At 53.4% G+C, this 24,190-nt stretch carries 20 protein-coding genes and 1 pseudogene; 12 read left to right on the top strand and 9 right to left on the bottom strand.

The window, feature by feature from the left end:
• Positions 1-121 precede the first annotated feature (121 nt).
• A complete protein-coding gene (locus FG13_RS18980; RefSeq protein ID WP_035823384.1) occupies positions 122-1,018 on the top strand; it encodes a LysR family transcriptional regulator in 897 nt (298 codons plus the stop codon).
• 22 nt (positions 1,019-1,040) lie between these two features.
• Positions 1,041-1,907: a methylenetetrahydrofolate reductase gene (locus FG13_RS18985; protein WP_035828466.1), complete on the top strand. Its 867-nt coding sequence runs from the start codon at positions 1,041-1,043 to the stop codon at positions 1,905-1,907.
• 180 nt (positions 1,908-2,087) lie between these two features.
• On the opposite strand, the pseudogene FG13_RS29575 reads toward FG13_RS18985, so the two are convergent.
• The 4 genes and pseudogenes from FG13_RS29575 to FG13_RS19000 all read right to left on the bottom strand — a co-directional run.
• Positions 2,088-2,393 (bottom strand): annotated as a pseudogene (locus FG13_RS29575) (IS30 family transposase); the annotation flags it as partial.
• A 493-nt stretch (positions 2,394-2,886) separates the two neighbouring features.
• Complete coding sequence (locus tag FG13_RS18990; RefSeq protein WP_035823386.1) at positions 2,887-4,683, bottom strand: UvrD-helicase domain-containing protein; 1,797 nt, start codon at positions 4,681-4,683, stop codon at positions 2,887-2,889.
• Positions 4,680-6,821, bottom strand: coding sequence for an AAA family ATPase (locus tag FG13_RS18995; RefSeq protein WP_035823388.1), 2,142 nt, complete (start codon positions 6,819-6,821; stop codon positions 4,680-4,682). Before FG13_RS18995 ends, FG13_RS18990 begins: the two co-directional genes overlap by 4 nt.
• Before the next feature lie 15 nt (positions 6,822-6,836).
• The gene (locus FG13_RS19000; protein ID WP_081922640.1) at positions 6,837-8,594 is read right to left on the bottom strand and encodes an RNA-directed DNA polymerase; all 1,758 of its coding nucleotides are present in this window, start codon (positions 8,592-8,594) and stop codon (positions 6,837-6,839) included.
• Between the two features lie 606 nt (positions 8,595-9,200).
• On the opposite strand from FG13_RS19000, the gene FG13_RS30155 reads away from it, so the two are divergent.
• Both FG13_RS30155 and FG13_RS30490 read left to right on the top strand, forming a co-directional pair.
• The gene (locus FG13_RS30155) at positions 9,201-9,524 is read left to right on the top strand and encodes a hypothetical protein (protein ID WP_152598806.1); all 324 of its coding nucleotides are present in this window, start codon (positions 9,201-9,203) and stop codon (positions 9,522-9,524) included.
• 10 nt (positions 9,525-9,534) lie between these two features.
• Positions 9,535-9,711, top strand: coding sequence for a hypothetical protein (locus FG13_RS30490; RefSeq protein ID WP_161784192.1), 177 nt, complete (start codon positions 9,535-9,537; stop codon positions 9,709-9,711).
• A 252-nt stretch (positions 9,712-9,963) separates the two neighbouring features.
• On the opposite strand, the gene FG13_RS19010 is transcribed toward FG13_RS30490, so the two are convergent.
• The 5 genes from FG13_RS19010 to FG13_RS19030 all read right to left on the bottom strand — a co-directional run bounded on the left by FG13_RS19010 (position 9,964) and on the right by FG13_RS19030 (position 14,291).
• The gene (locus FG13_RS19010) at positions 9,964-10,953 is read right to left on the bottom strand and encodes a hypothetical protein (protein ID WP_152598807.1); all 990 of its coding nucleotides are present in this window, start codon (positions 10,951-10,953) and stop codon (positions 9,964-9,966) included.
• A gap of 12 nt (positions 10,954-10,965) precedes the next feature.
• On the bottom strand, positions 10,966-11,193 hold the full coding sequence (locus FG13_RS19015) for a hypothetical protein (RefSeq protein ID WP_035823392.1): 228 nt from the start codon (positions 11,191-11,193) through the stop codon (positions 10,966-10,968).
• 370 nt (positions 11,194-11,563) lie between these two features.
• Positions 11,564-12,376: a hypothetical protein gene (locus FG13_RS19020; RefSeq protein WP_152598808.1), complete on the bottom strand. Its 813-nt coding sequence runs from the start codon at positions 12,374-12,376 to the stop codon at positions 11,564-11,566.
• Between the two features lie 107 nt (positions 12,377-12,483).
• Positions 12,484-12,771 carry an H-NS histone family protein gene (locus tag FG13_RS19025; RefSeq protein WP_035823396.1) on the bottom strand — a complete coding sequence of 96 codons (288 nt, stop codon included), beginning with the start codon at positions 12,769-12,771 and terminating at the stop codon, positions 12,484-12,486.
• Positions 12,772-12,821: 50 nt separating this feature from the next.
• Positions 12,822-14,291, bottom strand: a complete 1,470-nt coding sequence (locus FG13_RS19030) for a hypothetical protein (protein WP_152598809.1) — start codon at positions 14,289-14,291, stop codon at positions 12,822-12,824.
• A gap of 1,412 nt (positions 14,292-15,703) precedes the next feature.
• Here FG13_RS19030 and FG13_RS19035 point away from each other — a divergent pair.
• The 8 genes from FG13_RS19035 to FG13_RS19075 all read left to right on the top strand — a co-directional run bounded on the left by FG13_RS19035 (position 15,704) and on the right by FG13_RS19075 (position 24,190).
• Complete coding sequence (locus tag FG13_RS19035) at positions 15,704-15,916, top strand: hypothetical protein (protein WP_035823397.1); 213 nt, start codon at positions 15,704-15,706, stop codon at positions 15,914-15,916.
• Between the two features lie 133 nt (positions 15,917-16,049).
• Positions 16,050-17,150, top strand: a complete 1,101-nt coding sequence (locus FG13_RS19040; RefSeq protein WP_235211773.1) for an ABC-three component system protein — start codon at positions 16,050-16,052, stop codon at positions 17,148-17,150.
• A complete protein-coding gene (locus FG13_RS19045) occupies positions 17,147-17,641 on the top strand; it encodes an ABC-three component system middle component 2 (protein ID WP_035823398.1) in 495 nt (164 codons plus the stop codon). Before FG13_RS19040 ends, FG13_RS19045 begins: the two co-directional genes overlap by 4 nt.
• Positions 17,632-19,476: a hypothetical protein gene (locus FG13_RS19050; protein WP_051959242.1), complete on the top strand. Its 1,845-nt coding sequence runs from the start codon at positions 17,632-17,634 to the stop codon at positions 19,474-19,476. The genes FG13_RS19045 and FG13_RS19050 overlap by 10 nt, the downstream gene beginning before the upstream one ends.
• A gap of 615 nt (positions 19,477-20,091) precedes the next feature.
• A complete protein-coding gene (gene tnpA, locus FG13_RS19060) occupies positions 20,092-20,517 on the top strand; it encodes an IS66-like element accessory protein TnpA (protein ID WP_235194276.1) in 426 nt (141 codons plus the stop codon).
• Entirely contained in the window at positions 20,514-20,861 is a 348-nt protein-coding gene (gene tnpB, locus FG13_RS19065) for an IS66 family insertion sequence element accessory protein TnpB (protein WP_034754629.1), read from the top strand. Before tnpA ends, tnpB begins: the two co-directional genes overlap by 4 nt.
• Positions 20,862-20,890: 29 nt before the next feature.
• Positions 20,891-22,432, top strand: coding sequence for an IS66 family transposase (gene tnpC, locus FG13_RS19070; protein ID WP_035823401.1), 1,542 nt, complete (start codon positions 20,891-20,893; stop codon positions 22,430-22,432).
• Between the two features lie 600 nt (positions 22,433-23,032).
• Positions 23,033-24,190 carry a response regulator gene (locus FG13_RS19075; RefSeq protein ID WP_051959249.1) on the top strand — a complete coding sequence of 386 codons (1,158 nt, stop codon included), beginning with the start codon at positions 23,033-23,035 and terminating at the stop codon, positions 24,188-24,190.

Below are 24,190 nucleotides of genomic sequence, written 5' to 3' on the forward strand. Positions count from 1 at the left end.
TTTCATAGGGAGTGATGCGCGAGGGCGAAGAATGCCAACGACAAGGAGATGGATGATAGCGGGGGGAATCGATGAAGTATAATGGTCTTATTTCATACATCCATGAATATGGCTCATTTCAATGCTTGAACGCATCCACCTCAGCATCGTCCAGCAGGTCGAAAAACAAGGCTCGCTGACGGCCGCCGCAGGCGTGCTGCACCTGACCCAGTCGGCCCTGAGCCACAGCATGAAGAAGCTGGAGCAGCAGCTGGGCACCGACGTCTGGCTGCGCGAAGGGCGCAACCTGCGCCTGACGCAGGCCGGCCAGTATCTGCTGGCGGTGGCGAACCGGGTGCTGCCGCAACTGGACCTGGCTGAAGAGCGCCTGGGCCAGTTCGCGCAAGGCGAGCGCGGTGCGTTGCGCATCGGCATGGAATGCCACCCTTGCTACCAGTGGCTGCTGAAAGTGGTGTCTCCCTATCTGGCCACCTGGCCCGACGTGGATGTGGACGTCAAGCAAAAGTTCCAGTTCGGCGGCATCGGCGCGCTGTTCGGCTACGAGATCGACCTGCTGGTCACGCCCGACCCGCTGTACAAGCCGGGGCTGACATTCGAACCCGTGTTCGACTACGAGCAGGTGCTGGTCGTGGCCAAGGGCCATGCCCTGGCGTCGGCGACCTATGTAAAACCGCAGCAACTGACCCAGGAAGTACTGATCAGCTACCCCGTCGACATCGAGCGCCTGGATATCTACAACCAGTTCCTCTTGCCGGCCGGTGTCACGCCCAAGCGCCACAAGGCCATCGAAACGACCGACATCATGCTGCAGATGGTGGCCAGCGGCCGCGGCGTGGCCGCCCTGCCGCGCTGGCTGGTCGAGGAATACGCGGCCAAGATGGACGTGGTGCCTGTACGGCTGGGCCCGCGCGGCATCGCCAAGCAGATTTTCCTGGGCGCACGCGAGACGGACACCGCCATCGACTACGTGAAGGCCTTCATCGCACTGGCGCGCCAGCCTGCCAGCGCTCATGCGTAGTGAAGCTATGGTCGGCCCCTTGATGCATCCCGCTCAGCCCTGGCCCGCTGGCAACATCACTGATGCCTATTCCCTGGAAGCCAGTACGAAGGACATTGCTGCGTTGAGCGCGGCGGCGCCCCGGATATTGCCTGGGTCCACGATTGCCATCCCCTACCTGGCACGCGAGGACGACGACGCGCGGCTGGCTGCGGCGCGCGCCGTGCGCAAGCTCGGCTTTGAGCCCATGCCGCACTTGTCTGCGCGCCGTATCGTCTCGCTCGCTGGCTTGGAGTCATTCATCCAGCGCGCGGTCGCTGAAGCCGGCGTCGAGCGCTGCGTCATCATCGCTGGCGATCCGTCCACCCCGATGGGGCCGTTTTCCGACAGTGCCTCGCTGATCGACACCGGCGTTTTCGAGCGCGCGGGCATGAAGGTGATCGGCGTGGGCGGCCACCCGGAAGGCCATCCGGTGATGAACACGGCTGAACAGTGGGAGGTGCTTGAACGCAAGTGTCACAGCATCGAGAAGCGCGGCATGACGCCCTTGATCGTCACGCAATTCGCCTTTGATGCCGACATCGTGTTGACGTGGTTGCAAGCGCTGCGCGCGCGTGGCATCAACCATCCCGTGCGCGTGGGCGTGCCAGGCCCCGCGAGCATCGCGGTGCTGGCGCGCTATGCTGCAATGTGCGGCGTGGGCGCTTGCGCCTCGATGTTATCCAAGTACGGGGTTTCCATCGGCAAGCTGTTCGGCACGGCAGGGCCGGATGTGTTTGTTGATCGCCTGACCGCCGGGCTGACAGAAGCACATGGCAAGGTCAGCCTGCATTTCTTTCCGTTTGGCGGCATAGCGCAGTCGGTGAAGTGGGTGGAGCAGTACCGTTCTAGCACCGCCCCGCCCCCTTGAAGAAGATGTCGACGAATAATAAAGTCTGACACAACGGTCCATTAAAAATCAATGACTTATCCTTTTAGCTTCGTACCGACGAGCGAAATAAAGTTTGACACAAAGGACGACTTTCACACTGGTGCCTAGATTCTTGCAATAATAAAGTTTGACACAAATGCGTCGAAGCTTGGTCGGCTATCAGCAGCTACATCCCGAGCACGGAATGTATTCGTCCAGTACTTCTGCTGAGGTCTTCCAACCAAGCGTTTTCCGAGGTCTCGAATTCAGTGCATTGGCAACCGCCTGGATTTCTCGAGCGTTCCACCGAGACAAGTCTGTACCCTTTGGGAAGTACTGCCGCAATAGGCCATTCGTGTTTTCGTTTGTGCCGCGCTGTCTTGGGCTACGCGGATCGGCGAAGAGTACCTTCACCCCGGACTCGACCGTGAAGAGGACACGATCTGAAAGTTCTTTGCCACGATCCCAGGTCAATGACTGCCACAAAAGGGTGGATTTCGCGACGAACAATGGCGGGAGAAGCTTCTAGAACTTTTTCAAATTGCAACGCGTCCTAGTGAGTTTGAAGATCCCAGCACAGTCTTTGATGAACGCGCAAAATTGGTTCTTAGCGCTGCAAAGGAATTTCTGACCGAACAGGGGCCGCCTCGCAAGATTGATGCGCGCCGGATTGCTCAAAAAGTAGGGTTATCGCATGAAACAGTTAGCGCGATCGTCAAAAGAACCCCGGAATTAATTTCGATATTCCAGACATCTCGGGACAGTTTTTCTATCAGGAGAATGGTTTGGACACTGAAAAAAATAATGGCGACAGGTGAACAAGTTAACCCAACTACAATTTCAAATGCATTATCTGTTAATTACTATATAGATCAAAATATTTACCGCGAGATGCAAGAAATTTCACGCTCGAACGTTATGGACCAGTCGGAATTATGAACAATGTGTGCGATTTTTTGCTTTCGCACGAACGACCTTGCTAATCGTAGCCAAAAACACAATTACCTAACACTTGCGTGGCTGGATATGGTCCTCGCCCTCTTGGCTGCATACGCATTTGTTCCGAAATTAAATAAAGGTGTTTTCGTGCCCTGGAACCAATGACATAGATCAGTTTTTTTGCACTACTTAGACCGCCGTCAATGTCTTCCTCTTCAGTAAAATGAGGAACCATACCTTGCAACAATCCAAATGCGATCACCACGTCAAATTCTGCGCCCTTAACACCATGGATCGTGTTGACGGTTATTCCGCTCCGATGCTGGAAGACTTTACGGAAAAACTCGATCCCGCCCATGTATGCGCCGCCCTCTCTTGTCAGGCGCTCAATCCGCGCTTCTGCGCTATCGAAAAATGCTCGATAGTGTTCTACTAGCAGAGCGTGAGACTGCCAACTTATCCCTAACCGATCCATGAGCGTGGCGAAGTAAGCTTTTAGATAGGACAAGCCATCAGTTTCGTCCAGTACAATAGAATTACTTTCTCGGAGTAAGAATTTTGCAGATAGCTCCTGCTTATTCAGATTTTGGCTATTTAGATCTCCTATAATCTCGGAGGCCCAACGCATCCGCCGAACGTATTGTGTCGGAGACGCTTCAGTTAAAGCAATCCTAGAGAGCCGGAACCAGAAATTGTCTTGATCTCTGCTAAACGGCACCATGCCAGGTCCGTCGAACTGAAGATCAGGTAAGGCCCCAGCAAGGCGTCTTGTAACACCTGCTAAAAGGATCCACCAAGGAGCCAATATGCAAATCTGATGAGGAAGTACGCCTTGAGCAAGGCTAAGCCGAATGAGTCTCACCAACTCGGTTTCCAACTGATCGCGGTGTAGAGATGAGTTGTAGCTGATTATGCTGGGGAATGTCCGGCCCTCTCCTGCGCCTCGGATTTGAGTAGCCTGAACCGTGAAATTGGAAAAATACTGAATCAGCCTGTCAGTAGATCGATAGTTGCCCGTTAATGCCCGTTCGTTCAGTTGGATTCCGCTGAGGCCGCGTAACTCAGCCACCGGCATTGCAAAGCCGCCCAATGATCCGAAGATCGCCTGATTCGGATCGCCGACAACGAATAGCTTTGTACGCTCGTGTCCGGCTCGTGCTATCGCGGCGACAATCGAATATTGAATACGCTTAGTGTCTTGGTATTCGTCGATCAGTAGCCACGGAAAGATGTTGGCCAGAACTGTAGCAATGTGTGGGAGGCTTTTGATTAGCCGCGAAGAATAATAAAGAATCAACTCAAAATCAATCTGCCGATTCTCAGCGAGGCGTTTGAAATACATCTCGAATATCGCGTGTAGCCGCTGATGCTTATTCTGATCTCGACATCCTAGTACGTAACCTTCGTCAATGAAATAATATTCACAGTCCCAATACGTTATGCCTCGCTGAGTACGACAAAGTTCTTCGAGAAGTTTCTCTTGCTCATAGCTATCAATGATTCGGTATCCGTGGGCTAGGGATGGCTCATAGATTGCATATGGCCGCAAGATCCACTCAAGGCAAAATGAGTGGATCGTTCCTATCCAAAGCTGAGAGGTGTCAACACCAAGATCGTTGATACGCTCATGAATTTCGTCAGCCGCCCGGTGGGTATACGTGAGCGCAGTGACAAACTGCCTCTGGTTGGTTAGGCGCGAGAGTTCGTAAGCGATCTTGTAAGTGAGCGTTCTGGTTTTTCCGCTCCCAGGGCACGCAATGAGAAACACGCTGTCCTGTTCCCGTACAGCCGCTGATTGCTCATCATTGAGTTCCTTTTCAGTCCATGTGAACGTCATGGAATATCACCAAGAAATGGCAGGATTTGATCGCCCGGTAATGCCGCTGCTGCGTCGGCTCGAATCGAATTGAAATCAATAGCGCCCTCTCGGAACTGGAGGAGTCTCTGCCAAAGCGCATACAGTGCGGGTGACGCAGGTAGTCCTACGGGGGTGTTCACCGTTATCCGGTGCTTCAGAATGTTGAAGACCAGCTCGGTCGAGAACTGACCGTGGGCGAATACGATTGCCTGCCTGATGTACGGAGGGATAATCGTTCTCGGATCAATCTGTTTCCCAAGAAGCAGAGCAAACCACCCCTTTCCTTCGTAATTTGCCATCGTAAGCACTCGCCGCCCATACTGAGCTAGAACCCCAGAGTTAAGTTCTGCGGTCGCTTGGGCAACTGTCACGGGCTGGCTATATACCGCCCCGACTAATGCCACAACCTTTGCGCCATTCCCGGATGCGATGAAGTCAACCTCAAACGTATTAAATGCGTAGAACGGTTTTACCCATGGATTCGCGGCTGCTTGGCTGTCGAGCTTAAGTTTTCGTACCGCTCCGACTTGCTGAGCGCGATATAGTTTCGCCTTATATTCAATGGTCGCTGCATCATCTCCCGGCGCAGGAAGCGTAGCCATGAACGCTGTGTCTTGGTCAGTGATGATCGCGCAACGGCGGCGAATCCTGTCTTGATGAAATAAAACCGAGACGTTATCAAACCCTGTGCTGCCGATGTTCACTAAGCTGATTCCTAGCTCATCTAGACTGACGCCGAGTACCTTCTTTACCATCAGCGGAATCAGAATTTCTTCGGCATCTCCCTCCACTAACAGCACGCTCTTGGCAAACAGCAAGTTACTACGCACCGCATCAAGATAGCGCTGGACGCTCCCGATCTGATCAGGATCTAACCCTGATGCTGGCTGGTACGCTTCACATGCCGTTCCAGTTCTCCCCAAAATATTAACATTCTCAATGTTGCTTACTTCAGATATGTGCGTGGAATGCGTAGAGTAAATTATCTGCGCCTCCGAATAGCTAATGCGATCGAAAAGCGTCTTCTGTACATGGGTATGCAAATGGGCCTCTGGCTCCTCAATAAGTAGGAAGTTCGCGAGTGCTTGACGTTCGTGTTGGTATTTGAATTCCAGAAGCTTTAAGGTCAAAAAGATCAGATTCGCACCGCCCAGGCTCAGTTCCTGAATGCTTCCTTCGTGTTTGGAGTCGAACTCACCGACGAATAGCTTCAGGGATTGGAACAGCAAGTCCGCTTCGTCGGGGAGTTCAGAACGAATCGCCATCAACGCGGGAGAGTAGGTTTGTCCAGCGGCCCCATGTATGGTCTCTACAATGTCCGATCGGACTTTTTGTACGTCTTGAAGTCCCTCAATTTCTTTGTTGAGTTGCCGCGCTCGCTCAACTATCGGCTGAAACTGCACGTGGTCAATTTGACCGCTCTTGCTCTTCAGGAGCGTCAACAGCGGATTCGTTCGATTATTGTGGAATTCCGATACCACATCACGCAACGCCTGAATGAACGTAAATGAAACTTCCCTGGCAACCGAAAGAGTCCCAGGGATTCGAGAGCCAATTTCAGGAAATTCAACATTGGAGTTGAAATGTGCGTGATCAAGATCACCGACTATACGCTTGTAAACTTCAGGATCCGAAAAATCGACATTGCTTTTTCCGGTGAATATCGTCTCATAGTCGTTAATTGTTATTTTACTTAGAATTTCACTCATCGCAGTTACATCATAATCGTCCACGCCTGCTAGATTCATCCTGACTTGCTTATTTGGCCGGAAGATGAGATTGTAGGTCGCCTTCGTGACAGTTCCCGACGTGCTTCCGATGCCTGTTCCATGAACAAAGAGAGCTTGAATTGCTTCGTCAGAGCTGATGTCCTCAAACTCGATACTGATTATGATCCAATGTCCCTGCCATGAGGTAAGACCTCGATTGAAATCCTCTTCGTTTAACCTATACGAAGCTCGTACCATACTGTCATCCAGCAATAATCTTATTGCTCGCAATACGTTCGACTTTCCCGATCCGTTTTCACCAATAATTGTGTTAATTCCCTTTGAAAAGCGGAATATTGACCTTTGAAAGTTACGGTAATTGACAAGCGTAAGTTTTGAAATATGCACAAATTCCTCTACATTTTAGTCAAATGGAATTTCATCTTCATCGTCATCAAGGGGCAACTGATGTTGTTGTGCATCCTTTTTTTGAGCATCAAGATCCTCAAAATCGTCAATGATCATTCCCGCCCCGTAGCCGACTTCATAGTCGTCGAATTCTATTAGGTCGTCCACATCATCTAGATCGTAAATTTCATTTTCGTCTTCCAAATTACGATCAGCAAGTACATCTTTTTTGATATGAAAAATTGGAGGCGTTTTCGCATTCTCGTCATAAAATCTGATTGCTCGCGCATGCATGAGTGAGAAGTAATTGTTTCCTGAAACATGGGTATCCTTGAACCCTCCCCACGATCGTACACCTGCCTCGTATGAAAGAAGCCATAAATCACCGTACAATGCGTCTACACTTTCGGCGTGTTTCCAATATGTTATTTTCGGAGCTTTACTCAATTTCCCTTGTTGGTGCAAATCCAAAAGGATTAATGCACAAACGGAGCTATGCATATCTGAGATTCGTTCAATATTTGAATCCGAAATCGCGATGTCTAGTTCCTTACAGATCCACAATGCCCAGACAACCTCGCTATGGTGTCCTAATTGGCAGTGATCTTCGATCACTGCATTTAGCGCTCTTGCAATCTTCGTGAAACTAATTTTGTAACCTGCTCCGGCGTAGGTCGAAACAATCCGTGCAAAAATTTGGAGTGTGTTCGGATAAGCTAAAGCAACTTGACAAAGATGTGCTTCAAAATGCTTCCAGTTTTCCTTTTTGATCAAAACCGAAGAAGCCTTCTTTAGCGCATACGCCATAACACTCTCGTCAGAATTTCGTTTTGCCAGTTCTTTGGACAACTCAAAGAAGTGGTGAATATCTGAAACTTGCTTTCTTCCGCCTTGTGCAATTTCAAAACTGCGTAACTGGTGCGTCCAGTAGTCGTCGGAAATCTCAATCACCGCACAGGTCAAAGTTTTTTCGAAGTTAATCTGAAGTTCGAATTCCTTTAGCGCTCTTATTAACGCTGCCAAGGCAGCATCAGCTTCGGCTGCGGTCGCAAAAAACATGAAGTAATCATCGACATATCGAAAACCTGCGGGCATGTACTTCAGACGCTTCTTCATCTCTACATCAACCGACGTAGCAATTAACTCTGCGATGATGTGAGAGGTATCTGGTCCAATGGGAAGTCCAAAGGTTTGCTCTTCTTGGCATTGCCTCAAAGACAGATCCAAAATATTTCCAAAATATTTTTTTATATATTTTCTATTTTTTTTAGAGATGGCTTTGCCGTGGACGGCCCAAGGGACTGAGTGTGTATATATTGTTGGAAAAAACCTTGATATGTCGGTCCTCAGCATATATCTGTATCCTGCCGCACGGAGAACTTTCCGTTCATATAGGAGTTGCATGGACGGGATCGTGATTCCTCGTTCCCCTTTAGGCAGGAAACGGGGATGACTGGAGCTTAAGAGGGATTGCCTATAATGGGTTACAATCGCGCCCCAATTTTCGGAGATATGTTTCGCTAAGAATGTCTGAGCAATAGGGTTGGTTAGGCTTGTGACACGTCGTTTATGCCCGACCCTGGCGACACTGAATAGCTCAGGCTTGCTACTCGGAGCTTTCGGTATCTTCGCCCCCTGTTTTGGCTCTGGCTGAAGCTTGAACCACTCGTCGTATAGGTCTTGGTGGTGATCCCCAAGGTCTTTGGTAGTGAAGCACGGCGGAAGCTGGGACGGAAAATATCCTTTTGCAAGTAATCGTTTGGTTCGGTCCATATCCTGCCTCAAGAGAAAATGATTTGGTTTCCTGTTGTAAATTTTCTCACATTATCGGCATGTATAAAAAATCTTGTAGCGAGGTCGTGGCGCGCAGGCGCTGGATCTCCACGCGCGATTCGTTCATGGGACGCACACCAAGCAGCCGCGCACCCATCAGCTCCTGGCGGTGTTTCTCAACAAGTGTTGACCAGCCAATGACGGTAACGTCCCGGTCTCATCTTCCAGATTGACGAAGACCGTGCCGCTGGCAGTCTGTTTAGAATTTCGGCTGTTTGTCTCTGACTCCCCTAGCGAATGGCTCAGGTCTTGGAGTTGTATTGCGATCATATGCTTATTGACGTTCCTAGACTGCCATTCACCTCGAAAGCCAATAAGCCGCGGTGTCGTCACTTCTTGGCGCTGGCTCTCGGCTAGCGTTGGCTATACGATAACGTTCACATTCCTTCGTGCTCAGGCGTAATGAAAACTACCCCGCTGGACCACTTCCCAGATCCAGCATTTGTTGAAAGTTGAGAATCCGTGATAGGGTGGCCTTCGGTATGCGTCTTCCTTGGCGCAGAAACACGTGGTTGCACTACATCCCTCGCATCGGAAAGGAAAATCGTGAGTACCGATTCAATCCACGCTGTTCAAACTTGCATGGCCGTCCTTGGCCTGCGCCGTGATCTACATATACACTCACCAGTGACCTGTCTCTTCCAAAAAATAGGTGGTAGTTCGGGATCAATGGAGGTGACATTCAAGAACAATGTCCACGGTCACGAAGGTCCTTACCTGATATTTGACGAAACGATTCGTGGATTCGGCATTCGCGACCAAGAATTCAAACCGCGCTACACACAGTTCGCATTCAAGGAGAATGGAATGACAAGCAAGCTGACTTGTAAAAGTGACGGGCACGTGTTCTCTTTAACCTTTGGGAAATAAGGTAAGTCGAATGAAAAAGATCATCTTGTCGCAACCTCCAGGGTTTCCGTTGACTATCGCTGACTCACCGCTGTTTGTAGAAGATGGCCGCTCTGTTTACGAACTGGTCTTGCACAACCAGGCGATTAATTTGTCAATTGGCGATAATATCGTTGTCAAATACAAGCATGTCGCGCTATCAGCCTAACAATCATTCGTACTAGCTCATACTTGACCTGACACGCAGTGTCACACTCAGCACCGGCAGCATCCGTCCCCCTAGGTCGTCGGTCGTGCCTGGCAAAAAAACAGGCCCAAAACGGCAGCAAGCTGAATCGCTGTGGCTACCTCCTGTCCAGCTGAGTCCAAGCGAGCAACATCAGCCAAACATTCATTTTGGAGAAAAAAGACAATTCGTCAGCAGCGGTAGGACAGCGGACCTGCCTAGCGAATCCGTCTTTTACGTAGATAGGCGCATCTTTTCAACAGCTTTGACTACTTCATCGTAATCCTTAAATTTAATGAATCCAGCCTGTTCGCAACGAGCGTGGATGGCATCTAGCGGATGTATCCCATAAGCAATATCCGCCAAGATACCCTCAACGAAACTACTGACCACCTTGATTTGGTTTTCATACACCTCATCAATACTACCTTTCGGTGGTTGTCTTTTCGGACTTTTCAAAAAGGCTTTTAAAACAGCGAGCCCTTCTGTTTCTTTGCCTTGAAAAAATAATAGCATGCCTTCGAGATATCTAGCGCTTGACGAATGAGTTGCAGCAATCTCATCTAACATATTTTCCAGACTAACTTGTTCGATCTTGGACATAGTAATCAAGTTATCAATACTGAAAATGCTCATGTAGGCGAGATCGCACCCTCCATCGGCGGATACTATCAAACAACGTAAAGCTTCGTTATGATTACCTTGGGATTCAAGATATGCTGCCATTTCGTAGCACGCCCCGACATGCCCCCGGTTGTGAGCCATCGATAACCACCGTAGACAATTATCATCCTTTTTTTCCCTGAGGCGAGCACCTATCCAGAACATTGCAGCAACGTGCCCGTTGCTCGCTGCCTTTAGGATTTCATATTGCTCTGGCTCAGAGAGCTTGTGCTTTGCCATTAACAGAGGAACGCATGTGCCAATTATTTCTTTTTTGATCTCCTTGATTAGGGTGTCCCAGTCAAGCCGAAAGTCGCGCACTGAGCAGACATTTAGATACCTTTTGGGTGACGAATAGTAGCTGTCAGACTGAGCGTTGTACTCGTCCTTTTTTTCAGCCTTGTAATCGCCTACTTGTTGCCCGTTAGGCAGCAGAATGTCTTCTGTAGCGATCTCCTTGAGTGCATCTGAGAGATCGCTATGAAGATGCTGAAGCCAACCTCCTATGCGGAGGTCATAAGTGGCGCTATTATGCGAAACAGAAGTCGTTTGCTTATTCATGGCCATCCTTGCTTAACTAAGTGCTCGATCGCAGTAAGCTTGCGCCGCGAAAACGGCATCTTTCGGGGACATGCCTGGGTGGCGTTCCATGTAGTCAAGTGCGATATTGAGTACCAGTCGCTCCGCGCCTAGCGGGCCGGAGGCCAGCATCTTCTGCTCGCTATCGATACGCGCAAGCGCACGGCCTTTAAGCTTGCGAAGCGCAGGGGTAGCGAGGGGGGATGGGACGAGATCCTTCATTTTTCAGCTCCTAGGTGAGATTCAGGAGGCTGATCGTGTGGACGCACGGATCCGCCTCCCACTATTTCGTAAAGTGGTAAAGGGAATCCGTAATTTGCGTGCGCCGACCACGAATGATGTCGTGGTGCGAGTATCGCTAATTTTCAGCGGAAAGTCAACGACGCCGCTAAGCCCGTGGCACTGAGACGCAGGCGAATACCTCAGCTAACGGTTCGCGCCCGCAAGTCTCAATATGTACAAATTATTTGATCAAATAGTCCTCTTTGTTCTTACCCTCCAACCATTTAGGGGCACTGGAGGGAGAGCCAAGTCGACAGGGGCAATCTTGCTCGCAAACAAACAATTCGTAATTTTTTCTATTGACGCAAAATTAGATGCGCCCATTACTCTTGTGAAACGCTTCTTCGCGCCGAGTTAGCGCCGCCAAAATAATTCTGTGCAGCACAAATGGCCAATCGCGAACTTGATAGATCAACCACTCATTTTTTTTTGCTTCCCGGTAAATCTCGACATATCCCCTTAAGATCTTACCGTTCTCTTCAATTCCTTTATAAGCGTGAGGAGATATCCCGGCGTTTGGTGAACCCATCGTTACAGCGCTGTGCGTAAACTTATTGCGAAGATTGTACAAGAACTCCAGCTTTTTCTTATCGTCATTAACGTAACCTAGCGCTGGATAACTGGTGTGCGGGTCGCCATCTTTTCTTCCCCTTACAATTTCAATGTTAAAATATAACTCAGTACGCTCTGCATCGGTCAGGACGTTCGAAATAAAATTATAGAAAGAATTTTTGACCCCGTAAATATTTTGATAAACTCTATTGATATGTTGAGTAACAGTAATAGGATCGGAACCCTCTGGAATACTCGCAACTGCTAATTTGCGCTCGGCGATCTTCTTACTGGACTCCAGCCACTCTGAAAAAGATACCCACTCAGCCGGTTGCCCTAACAAGTCAAAGCACGTCAAGAGTAGATAATACATTAGCGCATCAAAATAACGCCAAGGATGCGTCCATCCGTTATCACCAACGTGTTGAACAAGTTTAATATCTCGAAATTGATGATGCAGATTGAAAATCATTTCAACGTGTTCTAAGCGTTGGCGAATACGTTGACTAACATCATCAATCTCTTTTTCTGCTTCTGGAACCCGATCTAGGGTCAAAGGAACAAATTTCATAATCTCACGATTTTTATCTGTGCCGATTATTCAGCGGATTATCAACTATTTGACTATCGCCGAATTTCTTCTGCGACAAGTGCTTTGATAGCCAAACAGCCGATCCATCATTTAATCAAATAATCTTCTTTATTTTTCCCCTCCAGCCACTTTGGAGCGCGGCCACGCCCGGTCCAGTCTTGGCCGGTCGAGTTATCGCGATACTTTACCTCGACTGGCTTGCGTGGTTTGGTTACCTTAGCTGTCCCACCCAAGTCAGCAATAGTCAGTGAATACGCCTGCATAATCTCGCGGATTTTGTTTTTCGCATTCGAAATCTCAGCCTCACGAGCCTGAAAAGCTTGCTTTTCGAGTTCAGCGATTTGCGCTTTCAATTCTGCATAGCTGGTAGTCATGTAGGTATTCCTAAGGGTTGATTTGAGATAGCGATTGTACTCTGACTTATTCAAGATTCGGCACCGAAATCTCTAACGATGGCACGCGAGTCTCTAACAATGGCACCAAAATCTGATTGACGCCGGGCGCGTTCTGACTCATCGTCAGAAGTCATATTCTCTACGAAGCCAGAGGCCAGATGATGTGGGACGGTATACTGAGGCGGAAGGAAATGCTGCTCGAAAGTCTTCAGCAATGACGCGTCGTTCAGGGCGCGGACCTTTGCCCGGATCTCCTCCGCACCAACCAGCTTTATTTCAAACTTCTTCCGATTGGCATCGCGCGTCCGTTCAATTCGCGTCAGTGCCTCACTTGACAGTGCCCCGGTATACCAGAGCTCAAAAACTAGCTTGGTAGGTTTCGGATCTAGAAATTGATCAATATGTTGGCGGACGGTTAGTATGCGCTTATTGAGCCATTGCTCGATTTCCTCGTCGTCAATACTAGATCCGGGTGCGTGGCCTTTACACTCTATAAAATGTGCCTCGCGATTGGGGATTACAAGCCAAACGTCCACCTCGGCCCTTGCTCCCTCCTTGCCTCTACATATCTTGTTGAGCTCCACTAAGGCGGGATGGTCGCGCCTGGTCACTTCTGCCACAAGCAGTTCGAACAGGGAACCACGCATATTTCCAACAGCACCCTCCAGTTTGCCAAGACTGCTAAACAGCATGTCGAACCGGTCCGGCGAAACCGACCTGACGGCGGCTTCAACAAGAACCTTGTTGAGTTCTCTGAAACCGGCTGCTACGTCCTTCCCGAACAAGGTCTCAGGAGTCGCTGGGAGTATCCCCGCGCTTCTTAATTCTTGAAATGCTTCTGCCGAGAAGTATTCGGAAACGTAGATGAATAAGGTTCTGCCGAGCTTCTTGAGCGCCTTGAGCGCGTCAACCTTGTAAAGGAACGCTTCGGCGCTTGCGAGACTAAGCGAACCTGCCAATAACACGTCGCAAGCGATCAGGCCAGGCTTCAAGACACCGTCCTTGCCCCAACCAGACAGGGGGCCCAAGTAGCTAGGCGCTGTGAGGTCCCAAGCGTAAGTGCCCACCATAGGCAAATCGGCCGCAACGCCCCGGACCTTGACCTTGTTAAAGCTCGCCATTCCCAGCCTACGCAACCATTCTTTAACGCTGTCCAGTAATATGCCTTCCGCGATCAGTCGCGCTCGGAACTTTGCTGCCGCGTCGGGGGACATGTGTTCAACGCGCTCGCTGAGTCGTCCCGTCATGACGCATTCGCCTATACCTGGCACCTCTACACGCTCTAGCACGCCTGCAGCGACCATCCTTTCCAGGACAGTTCCTGCGGAGATGTGTTTCTTCTGAGCGATAGGCGCGCCGCAAGCGGCACTGAAGTGCGTTATGGGAACTATGCCTCGCGCCTGTACTGCTACAAGCGCCCTAGCATAGGCGCTGTTACTCGCCAGAATCGCCGCGAAAAGACGATCCCAATAATAAGGAGAGCGGAAGTCCTTTTCCAAGTAAACGAACCTGACGCCCCGCGCGAACGGCAGGTGCTTCAGTTTTTTTACCGGCCCGGCCGCACGCGCAACTCTCTGCCGGGCCGTGACTTGGCTTATGCCATAGATCTTTACGAGATGCTGAGCGAGTTCCGTGGTTAGACACGGGCCTAGCGATTTAAGGGCGTTTAGAGGCATGGCTTGAATTTCTCGCTGTCACAGAGCGCTATTTATAATACTCCACTACGTGGGTCAACGCTTCTTTCGATGATCCGACACATTTTCCTTTATTTTCAATAACTTACAAGCATGGAAAGCGGCCATTTTTTGACTTTTGTCACAGTGCCATCCTTCTCCCGATGAAATTCGATGGCGATTATGCTGTCAGCTCGAGCTTTGACGTCTCGCAAACAAGCCTGATTATGCCTTTGACGATGGCTGCGCTAGCGGAAACAATAGAGAGCGTTGAACACTTCCAGTGTCGGTGCCTGGAGTGGGCAGGGAATGAACTGGCAGCCTACTAGCAACCACTCCTACCGTGGCAAATACTTCGAATTGCTGGCATAGGCAGTGTACGCCGCCAGCGATTCCAGCGGTACTTGTAACTCCTCCATTTGCGCAAATTTCTCCAGCAAGTAATCCACCGTGACGCGCAAGCGCGGTACGACCCAGGCGCGGTGCGCACTCTTGGCGATTCACAGATTCCTTCAAACTGAACAAACCGATACGTCGTGATTAGTCTAGTAATCACGACTAGTTTTCGGAAAAGGGCGCTCGGCACCTTTTGGTACACTACAAGGACAAGCAGCAGCCTGCTCCGGTAGAAGTCGCATAATCTACAGAACACAACGCCTAACCCACACTATAGACAGCGGAAGGCGCCATTAGAGCCACCCATTACAGCACAAGCAGCCGCAAGGCATTCCCATCGTCTTACCGCAGTATCTTTAACCCCCACTATTGGATGAACAGCCAGTGATCGTACCTGCCGGGTACATCGCTTTCATTGGCTTGCTTCCACTTCGCTTTACTTCCCTCCCATTGACCAATCTTTTTGACAGCTGTGCGCTGATTTAGCCGTTGGGAATAAATCCCGGTGCTAGACGAGACAGACGACTGTTCTTGCCGCCAGTTCCACGCTTGACATAGGTGGCAGTGGATTGCATCAACGCGTCATTGCCATGAGTACTTGCATATCCGCTGGAAAACCCACCAGAGGAAAGCAAGCCGTCGGATTGGCAAGATGTGGTGAAAACCTGCACGCACAGCAAGTCGTGACAGTAGTTTTGAGTGGCACGCCGCCTGCGCAACCGCACAGGTAGTCGTGTGCGACGCCGGCCAAGTGATCAAGCCGAGGGCGGACGGCGAATAAATTTAAAACCAGTAGCTGTAATAAGCGTATGGCCTATTTTTCAACCTAAGGAGAGTACCCTATGTCTCAAAAAACGAAACCATCCCCGCTCGCAATTGCCCTGGAAAATGCGCCCGCCCTGCTGAATTGGTACAAGCTTTTCAAAGCTTTGACTGAGCAGTTCGTTGCGTCTGAAATTGGCGTGAAGATGCTTATTGCCGCGACTCATCATGTCCATATCATCAATACTTGGGACATCTGGCATAACCTGGGACAAATCTTTTTCGGTGGATAACTCAATCCTGCAATATTTCGCTAATAGTTCTACAGCCGTGCTTGGTCACCGCCGGGCGCAGTGAGATCGATGACCCGCTGGGGTGCTTTCCTGTCAGCATGCTGCTATCATTGCCTTATATGCATCTCTCGCCTTGGAGATTCAACTGATCGTCACTATGCCACCAAAACCAGGAACAACTCGCAAACCGCGAAAAACCCAGCTGGTAGCGAAGGGCGGCGTCATTCAGCCGTCGTCACAAATCCTTCTGTTCAATCCTGACCAATGGGAAGACTTGATCTTGGCTGCCGCGCGCATACGCCCTTTTCCCGGCGGGATCCCTTATGCTGTTGTCAAGCGCCTAGGAGGCGCGGGTGACGGCGGTCGTGACATTGAGGCCCGGTTCGGCCAAACGTTAGTGCGTGACGGCTGGGATCTGTACCAAGCTAAGCACTACGCTCAAGGGCTCACGCATAGCGACGCCTTTCCGGAGATGGCGAAGTTCTTCAAGCAACTGGCCTTGAAAACCTACCCCCGCCCGAGTCACTATTATTTCTGCTGTCCGCGGGCTGTCGGCAACGACCTTCACAACACGATGGCCTCAGGTAACGCAGCTTTCAAGGCGAAGTTCCTTGATGCATGGAAAAACGAGCACAGCGGCATGAAAGGCAGAGCGGCAGAGCTGACCCAAGACGTCCAGGCTGCCATCGACGACTTTGATTTCGATCGCTTCATCGAGTGTCCTGTTCACGACCTGTTGGACTGGCACTCACTTGATAAGGTTGCCCACCATGACTTGTTCGGAATCGTGCCCAACCGCGGCGACGATGACCCGATGCCTGTCCAGCCCGCTAGGGACGAAGATATATACCTCGACGAGCTTCTGCGCGCATACACCGAACACAGAGCCTCGCCCGTGACTCGGGTGAATGTGCATGGTAGCGATTACGAGGAACACCTCACTGCACAGCGGCAGACCTTCTATTGCGCGGAAGGCCTTCAGCGTTTTAGCCGTGACATCTATCCACAGGAGCAGGAGTTTGAACGGCTGCTGGATATGGTCCACGCAGGCATCCGGCCGACCGTCGTCCAACTCCGTCTTAAGACAGGAATAGACCGTATCGACGCAGTTGTCGACAAGGCATCGTCGTTGCAAGTACAGGAGAGCCGCTTGTCGCCCCAGCTTCGCGGCGGCGATCTGCCTGGCACCTGCCATCACCTCGTCAACGAGGGGAGGTTCAAGTGGGTCAAATGAAAAAGTCCAAGCCCATCGCCGCCTTCAACTCGCCGTATGAACTGGGCGTTCGGATGGTCTACCTGCTCAACTCCTTGCATCCGGTCGGTGCCGACCTCCAGAAACTCGTTCTTCTTGACTACGCCGTCGTGTATTCAGACGATCTCGGCGGCCCCCCTAGCTTGCACACCCCGGTGCCCTACCGCGGCAGCGAATACCTGAGCCGCCGCGAGCTAATCGCCCAAAGCCTCTACCTGATGAGCACCCGCAGCCTCGTCTCCGCTACCATGGACGAGACAGGCATAACCTATTTCGCGGGGGATAACGCAAGGAGCATGGTCGGAGCGCTGACGTCTCCATACCTGCGTGAACTGAAAGGCCGGTGTCAGTGGGCGGCCGCGACCTTCGCCACGATCAGCTCGCGAGACATGACCAGAAGTTTCGCTCAGCAAGGGCACCTGTGGGGTGCCGAATTTGAAGCTGCCAACACACGAGGACGCCAATGGCAATAACGCTGAAGTACTTGTCGGCAAACGGTCCTGGCCTGTTGCCCGCCGTGGTGACGTTTGATGGAAATCACACCCTCATTCGAGGCCCTAGCGACACAGGCAAGTCCCACATCTGGGACTGCATCTGGTTCTTGCTGGGCGGGACAGGGATTCTAGAGCATTTCCCAGAGTCTGAAGGTTACGACTTGCTTGAGCTTGCCTTCCTGCACGATAAACATGAGTACCTTGTGCGCAAGGCAATGGCTGGCGGTGCCGCGCGCGTGCTGGTGCGGCTGGATGATATTTGGGTTGCGGACGGTGCGCCGAACCCCCTTGACGACTTGGAGCAGGATCTTGGAGAGTTGCTCGTCAAGCTGTCAGGAGCGGAAGGCAAGAAGGTGCTTCGCACACGAAGTGAGAAGGGCGCCATCACCGGTGACGACCTGAGGCATTGGGCGCTGCTTTCCCAGCCCGGGATGATTTCAAGAGACGCGACCAAGGGCAAAGGTCATGGGTCCGACAAGCGCGTCTCTTCCTACTCGCTGTTTCTCAGCGGGCTCGACGACTCCGCCGTGGAGCTCTACAAAAGCAATTCCGTCAAAGACCAAGCCAAAGGTAAGTTGGCGGTCGCCGAATCGGAATTGGCGCGTTTGCAGCGCCTCATTCCAGCTGACACAGATCGCGCATCGACCGTCGCTGCCTTGACACGGGTCGACGAGTGTCTTGACATGTTCACCACGCAGCTCCAGGCGCGCTCGCTAGTTCTGAAGGAGCTGCGACGGCAAATCGCGGCGGAAGGGGGGGCTCTGACTCTTGCATCGACACAGTTCGCGAGCGCTACGTCTATCCGCGAGCGTTTCACACTGCTGGATCTGAAGTATTCAAGTGACCTTGCCCGGCTCGGAGCCACGGATGAGGGCATAGCCTTCTTCCAGGTCTTAGAAGAGACGACGTGCCCACTCTGTGACACGCCCATTTATCAGCACGTGGATTCCGGCAATCTGAAACCTAGACCGCCAACAATGTACCGAGAAGCAATTGCCGCAGAGGCCGAGAAAATTCGTGAACTACGGCGCGGCCTTCGGGCATCCGTGGCCCACGAGGAGGGGCGCATCGCACATGCTGCCGCCAATGTGCAACGTTTGACGACGTCTCTTGAGCTCTTGGAAGAGCAGGAGACATCTGTCCTGCGGACTGCGGGGCAGGAATTTGATGCGGATCCGCGCGAGCTTGCCGAGTCCCACACGCGTTTCTCGTCATGGTTAGACGCCTTCGACGAAATTGATCGGCTGAAGGGTGAGATCACCCGTCTCGAGCAGGAAACGAAGCAGAAAAGGACTGCCCTGGTCCGCAACGTGGGGTCACACGGCGACGAAGTCGGCGCGATCGCGCGCCAGATGCTCAACGACTGGGGGTTCATGACCATCAAATCGGTGTACGTTGACCCAGCTGCCTGCGACTTGGTCATCGACGGTCGTCGGCGTCTCAGTTATGGCGCGGGCAAGCGCGGCCTATTCCTTTCCGCCATGACTATCGCGTTGATGCAGCACGCACTGAAGGAAGGTCATCCCCACCTGGGCGTAGTAGTGCTGGATTCGCCGCTGAAGGCTTACGCTCAAAAGGAGGAGGCAGACAACATGGATCGAGACATTCCAACCGCCACGGTTAACACAAGCTTCTACGGCTGGCTGTCACGCTTCGAAGGCCCTGGCCAGATCATTGTTCTGGAAAACGAAGCGGTGCATCCGGCTACAGCCCGCGCTTTAAACGCCATCGAGTTCACCGACGACCACGCCCATGGACGGCAAGGGTTCTATCCACCCAGAACGTTGCTCGCCCCGCTGCCAACCGGCGAGTGACGGCACCGAGTTCGACAATTTCGGGTAGTGCGCCCATGTACGCGCGCATAGCGGCGCTACTACTGCGAAGTGATCGCCACTCCTGACTTCCCTGCGCACGCGCAAGGGGGAGTGGAAATGGACTAAGGACCACCACGCACGGCGCGGTCGTGCCGGCGACGGATTTTTTGGCCCCTGCCACCGGTTTAAAATCGATGCGACCACTGCCGATATCTACTAGGTAAGACGACGGCTCTCAACGCGGTGCTGAGTTTGGAAGTTTTCTCCCACTAGATGATTAACAGCCAGTGATCATACCTGCGGGGTGCATCGCGTTCATTGGTTCACATCCCCCTCGTTTTCGTCTCTCCGACTGCACTTCCTTTTCCCAGCTGCGCGCAGCATTCGCCGCTAGACATAAAGTCCTACGCAAACACCCAACAGGCGAGTAAGCATCAACAAACTCGACAGCATTTGCGGCACCCAACAGTCCAAAAACAAGGTAATGAATTTATCTTTGATGCAGATTTGTCCAAGCTCTGTAAGCCTGTGGGCTAATGACGCAAGCGATAATGCGGGTAAGCGTCTTCCCAGCGCCGTCTGGACTCCCTGACCACCGTCATTCATGATCGAATTTTGGCACAGCATTTGTGCCCACAAATTCTGATTATGGACACAAATTTTCAACCAATCACTTCGACGAATGCGCGCGGCCATTATCGGCAGCATTCTTTAGAGTTCAAGCGCGCATTGGTGGCGTTGTCGCTGGAACCGGGCGTCTCGGTGGCTCGCATTGCACGCGAACACGGCGTCAACGCCAACCAGGTGTTTAGCTGGCGCCGCCTCTATCAACAAGGACGCCTCGGCGTGCCTGCGTTGATTCGCGACGATGGCCTATTGCCAGTGGTGCTGGCGCCAACGGCGCCTGCTCCGGGCAACTCCACCGCCGACGCCGACGCCGACGGCACGATCATGCTGGAGCTGGGCGAAGTGCGCGTGCGAATCGAAGGCCAGCCCAACGCGGCCGCGCTGGCGCAGGTGCTCGATCGGGTTCTACGATGATCGGCCTGCCCGCCGGCACCAAGGTATGGCTTGCCGCCGGCACCACCGACATGCGCTCCGGCTTCAACGGCCTGGCTGCCAAAGTGCAGACGGCGCTGGAGGAAGATCCGTTCAGCGGCCACGTATTCGTGTTCCGGGGCCGGCGCGGCGACCTCATCAAACTCCTGTGGTGGAGCGGCGATGGCCTGTGCCTGCTGGCCAAGCGGCTTGAGCGTGGTCGCTTCATCTGGCCGCAGGCTACCAACGGTTCGGTGGCGTTGACGCAGGCGCAACTGTCGATGCTGCTTGAAGGCATCGACTGGCGGCGGCCGGAACGGACCTGGAGACCAACGTCGGCCTTGTAAACGACACAAGGCTCGCGTAAACTTGGCACATGCTCAGCCCAGCCGACCTGCCCAACGACATCGCCGCCTTGAAGGTGCTGCTGCTCGCTCAAAACGAGGTGGTTGAAGGGCTGCGCGAACAGCTGAACACGCGCGCCGTCGAGATCGAGCACCTCAAGCTGCAGATCGCCAAATTGCGGCGCATGCAATTCGGCCGCAAATCGGAAAAGCTGGATCATCAAATCGAGCAGCTGGAGCTGCAACTGGAAGACCTGCAAGCCGACGAGGCCGAGGCGGCGCGCGAGATGCCGGCGGCAGACCAGGCGCCGCGAAAGAAGTCTGTGCGCCGGCCGTTGCCCGATCATTTGCCGCGAGACGAAAAGGTGTATGCGCCGCCGGCCGATGCTTGCCCGGCTTGTGGCGGCGGCCTGCGGCCGCTGGGCGAGGACGTGGCCGAGCAACTGGAGTTCGTGCCGGCCAGCTTCCGCGTGATCCGCCATGTTCGTCCGAAACTGGCGTGCTCCTGCTGCGACGCCATCGTCCAGGCGCTGGCGCCAAGCCGGCCGATTGAGCGCGGCATCGCCGGCCCCGGCCTGCTGGCGCATGTGCTGGTTGCGAAGTTCGCCGATCATCTGCCGCTGTACCGCCAGGCCGTCATTTACGCCCGCGAAGGCGTCGACCTCGATCGTGCGCTGCTGGCGGACTGGGTCGGCGCCGCTAGCGCATTGCTGCGTCCGTTGGTCGATGCCATTCGCCGCCACGTGCTGACGGCGTCGAAGCTGCATGCCGACGACACGCCGATCCCGGTGCTGGCGCCCGGCAATGGCAAAACCAAGACGGCCCGTCTGTGGACTTACGTGCGCGATGACCGGCCCGCCGGCGACACCACGCCAGCGGCGGTTTGGTTTGGCTACACGCCCGACCGCAAGGGCATCCATCCGCAAACCCACTTGGCCAAGTTCGAGGGCGTGCTGCAAGCCGATGCCTACGCTGGCTTCAACGCTTTGTTCGAAGACGGCACGATCCAGGAAGCGGCTTGCTGGGCGCACGCGCGGCGCAAATTCCACGACCTGCACGCGGCGCGCGCGACGCCGCTGACCACCGAGGCGCTGCGCCGGATCGCCGAGCTCTATGTGATCGAGGCCGAGATCCGGGGCAAGCCGCCCGACAAACGACGACAAGTTCGGCAAGCCCGCTCGCGCCCGCTGCTCGAGGACTTGGAGCACTGGCTGCGCTCCACGCTCGATACGCTGTCGCGCAAGTCCGACACGGCGGCGGCGATCCTGTACGCGCTCAAGCTCTGGCCGGCGCTGCTGCGCTACTGCGACGACGGCGCCATCGAGATTGACAACTCGGCGGCCGAACGCGCCTTGCGTGGTGTCGCCATTGGTCGGCGCAACTATCTGTTCGCCGGCGCCGACAGCGGCGGCGAACGGGCCGCCGCGATCTACTCGTTGATCGGCACGGCCAAGCTGAACGGTGTCGCACCCGAAGCCTGGTTGCGTCACGTGCTGACGCATATCACCGATCATCCCGTCAACCGGGTTGATGACTTCTTGCCTTGGAACTGCAAGCTGCCAGCAGCCCTTTGAGATCACGCCGCTTCCCAGCGGTGTTGTGACTTTCTGAAATAGACGCGACGAAAGGTATTGCGGCACAGGGCTAGGCCAACTTGATTTTGCTAAAAGCTGCGACGATTTTTCGCTGAATAGCTGCGACTAATCCAAAGGGATAACGAAATGGCTGCGAACGACGTCGTCCCTGAACTGACAACTTCCGTAACGCCACCAGCAGAGGCAGGGAGCGGCTGGTTCCGCCCCAGGCTGGGTGAAAACTTCAAATCTCAAAATATTTGTGGGTAGGGTTACCATTCCCGCCACCGAGAAAACGGGGTAGCGCGCGTTTTGAGAGGCCGATTTTTGAAGAACCAGAATTTTTCTGCGTTTCCACACAGCCTGGCCTCAAAGCAGAAGTTCAGCTTGGCGGCAGAGGTCTCCCTAAGCGCACCCTCCCCACACTGTCATTTTCGAAATGTTGAGTGATGAGCAATCCATATATACCTAGAGATCGGAGAATGTAGTGTAGGACGGGAGCGATTCGCATAGCAAAACTAATATGCGGTTTACTTGCACACAGGACACAGATATAGTCTAGGCAACAAATTAGTGCGGACCTGATTGGAGCATTTAGGCATGAACTCATCTTATACCCGTCCCATCAGGCCTGTAATCCTTGTCGTGGACGACACGCCGGATAATCTTCTGTTGATGGCCAACTTGCTCAAGGATAGTTATACGGTCAAAGCAGCGAATAACGGCGAGAAAGCACTGCGCATCGCGCGCGATGCACCGCCGCCCGACCTCATCCTGCTTGACATCATGATGCCTGGGATGACCGGCCACGAAGTGGCGCAGGCACTGCAGGGCGACCCGGCCACGCGCGACATACCCATCATCTTCTTGACCGCTATGGCCTCCAGCGAGGACGAGACGCACGGTCTGGAGCTGGGCGCGGCCGATTACATCACCAAACCGATCAGCCCGCCCGTGGTGCTGGCGCGCGTACGCACCCAACTCAAGGTCAAAGACGCGGCCGACTTCCTGCGCGACAAGAACGAGTACCTGGAACAGGAAGTCCAGCGCCGCACGCGCGAGCTGGGCGCGATCCAGGATGTCACGATCCACGCCATGGCCTCGCTGGCCGAGACGCGTGACAACGAGACCGGCAACCACATCCGCCGCACCCAGCACTACGTCAAGGTGCTGGCCGAACATCTGAGCGAGCATCCGCGCTTCCGCGCTTTCCTCGACCCCGACACCATCAAGCTCTTGTTCAAGTCGGCGCCGTTGCACGACATCGGCAAGATCGGCATCCCCGACCGCATCTTGCTCAAGCCTGGCCGCTTCGAACCCGAGGAATTCGAGATCATGAAGACCCACACCACGCTCGGGCGCGACGCCATCGCCCACGCCGAACAACAACTGGGCATGGACGTCGACTTCCTGCGCCTGGCCAAGGAGATCGCCTACTCACACCAGGAAAAATGGGACGGCAGCGGCTACCCCGAAGGCCTGGCCGGCGACGCCATCCCGATTTCGGCGCGGCTGATGGCGGTGGCCGACGTCTACGACGCCCTGATCAGTCGTCGCGTCTACAAGGAAGGCATGCCGCATGAAAAGGCAGTGCAGATCATCGCCGAGGGGCGCGGCTCGCACTTCGATCCCGACGTCTGCGACGCCTTCCTGGCCAACCTGCCCGCCTTCCAGCAGATCGCCGCGCGCTACGCCGACAGCGACCAGGACATGGCCAAGCAGGCTGCAGCCATCGCACACACCCTGCCTGCACAGTGA

Origin of the sequence: Janthinobacterium sp. RA13, from assembly GCF_000745325.1 — a bacterium.
Lineage (GTDB): Bacteria > Pseudomonadota > Gammaproteobacteria > Burkholderiales > Burkholderiaceae_D > Janthinobacterium > Janthinobacterium rivuli.

Coding starts and splice junctions, on each gene's coding strand:
- FG13_RS18980 (WP_035823384.1), top strand. CDS start 122: ATGCTTGAACGCATCCACCTCAGCATCGTCCAGCAGGTCGAAAAACAA.
- FG13_RS18985 (WP_035828466.1), top strand. CDS start 1,041: ATGCATCCCGCTCAGCCCTGGCCCGCTGGCAACATCACTGATGCCTAT.
- FG13_RS18990 (WP_035823386.1), bottom strand. CDS start 4,683: ATGACGTTCACATGGACTGAAAAGGAACTCAATGATGAGCAATCAGCG.
- FG13_RS19000 (WP_081922640.1), bottom strand. CDS start 8,594: ATGGACCGAACCAAACGATTACTTGCAAAAGGATATTTTCCGTCCCAG.
- FG13_RS30490 (WP_161784192.1), top strand. CDS start 9,535: ATGAAAAAGATCATCTTGTCGCAACCTCCAGGGTTTCCGTTGACTATC.
- FG13_RS19010 (WP_152598807.1), bottom strand. CDS start 10,953: ATGAATAAGCAAACGACTTCTGTTTCGCATAATAGCGCCACTTATGAC.
- FG13_RS19015 (WP_035823392.1), bottom strand. CDS start 11,193: ATGAAGGATCTCGTCCCATCCCCCCTCGCTACCCCTGCGCTTCGCAAG.
- FG13_RS19020 (WP_152598808.1), bottom strand. CDS start 12,376: ATGAAATTTGTTCCTTTGACCCTAGATCGGGTTCCAGAAGCAGAAAAA.
- FG13_RS19025 (WP_035823396.1), bottom strand. CDS start 12,771: ATGACTACCAGCTATGCAGAATTGAAAGCGCAAATCGCTGAACTCGAA.
- FG13_RS19035 (WP_035823397.1), top strand. CDS start 15,704: ATGTCTCAAAAAACGAAACCATCCCCGCTCGCAATTGCCCTGGAAAAT.
- FG13_RS19045 (WP_035823398.1), top strand. CDS start 17,147: ATGAAAAAGTCCAAGCCCATCGCCGCCTTCAACTCGCCGTATGAACTG.
- FG13_RS19050 (WP_051959242.1), top strand. CDS start 17,632: ATGGCAATAACGCTGAAGTACTTGTCGGCAAACGGTCCTGGCCTGTTG.
- tnpB (WP_034754629.1), top strand. CDS start 20,514: ATGATCGGCCTGCCCGCCGGCACCAAGGTATGGCTTGCCGCCGGCACC.
- tnpC (WP_035823401.1), top strand. CDS start 20,891: ATGCTCAGCCCAGCCGACCTGCCCAACGACATCGCCGCCTTGAAGGTG.
- FG13_RS19075 (WP_051959249.1), top strand. CDS start 23,033: ATGAACTCATCTTATACCCGTCCCATCAGGCCTGTAATCCTTGTCGTG.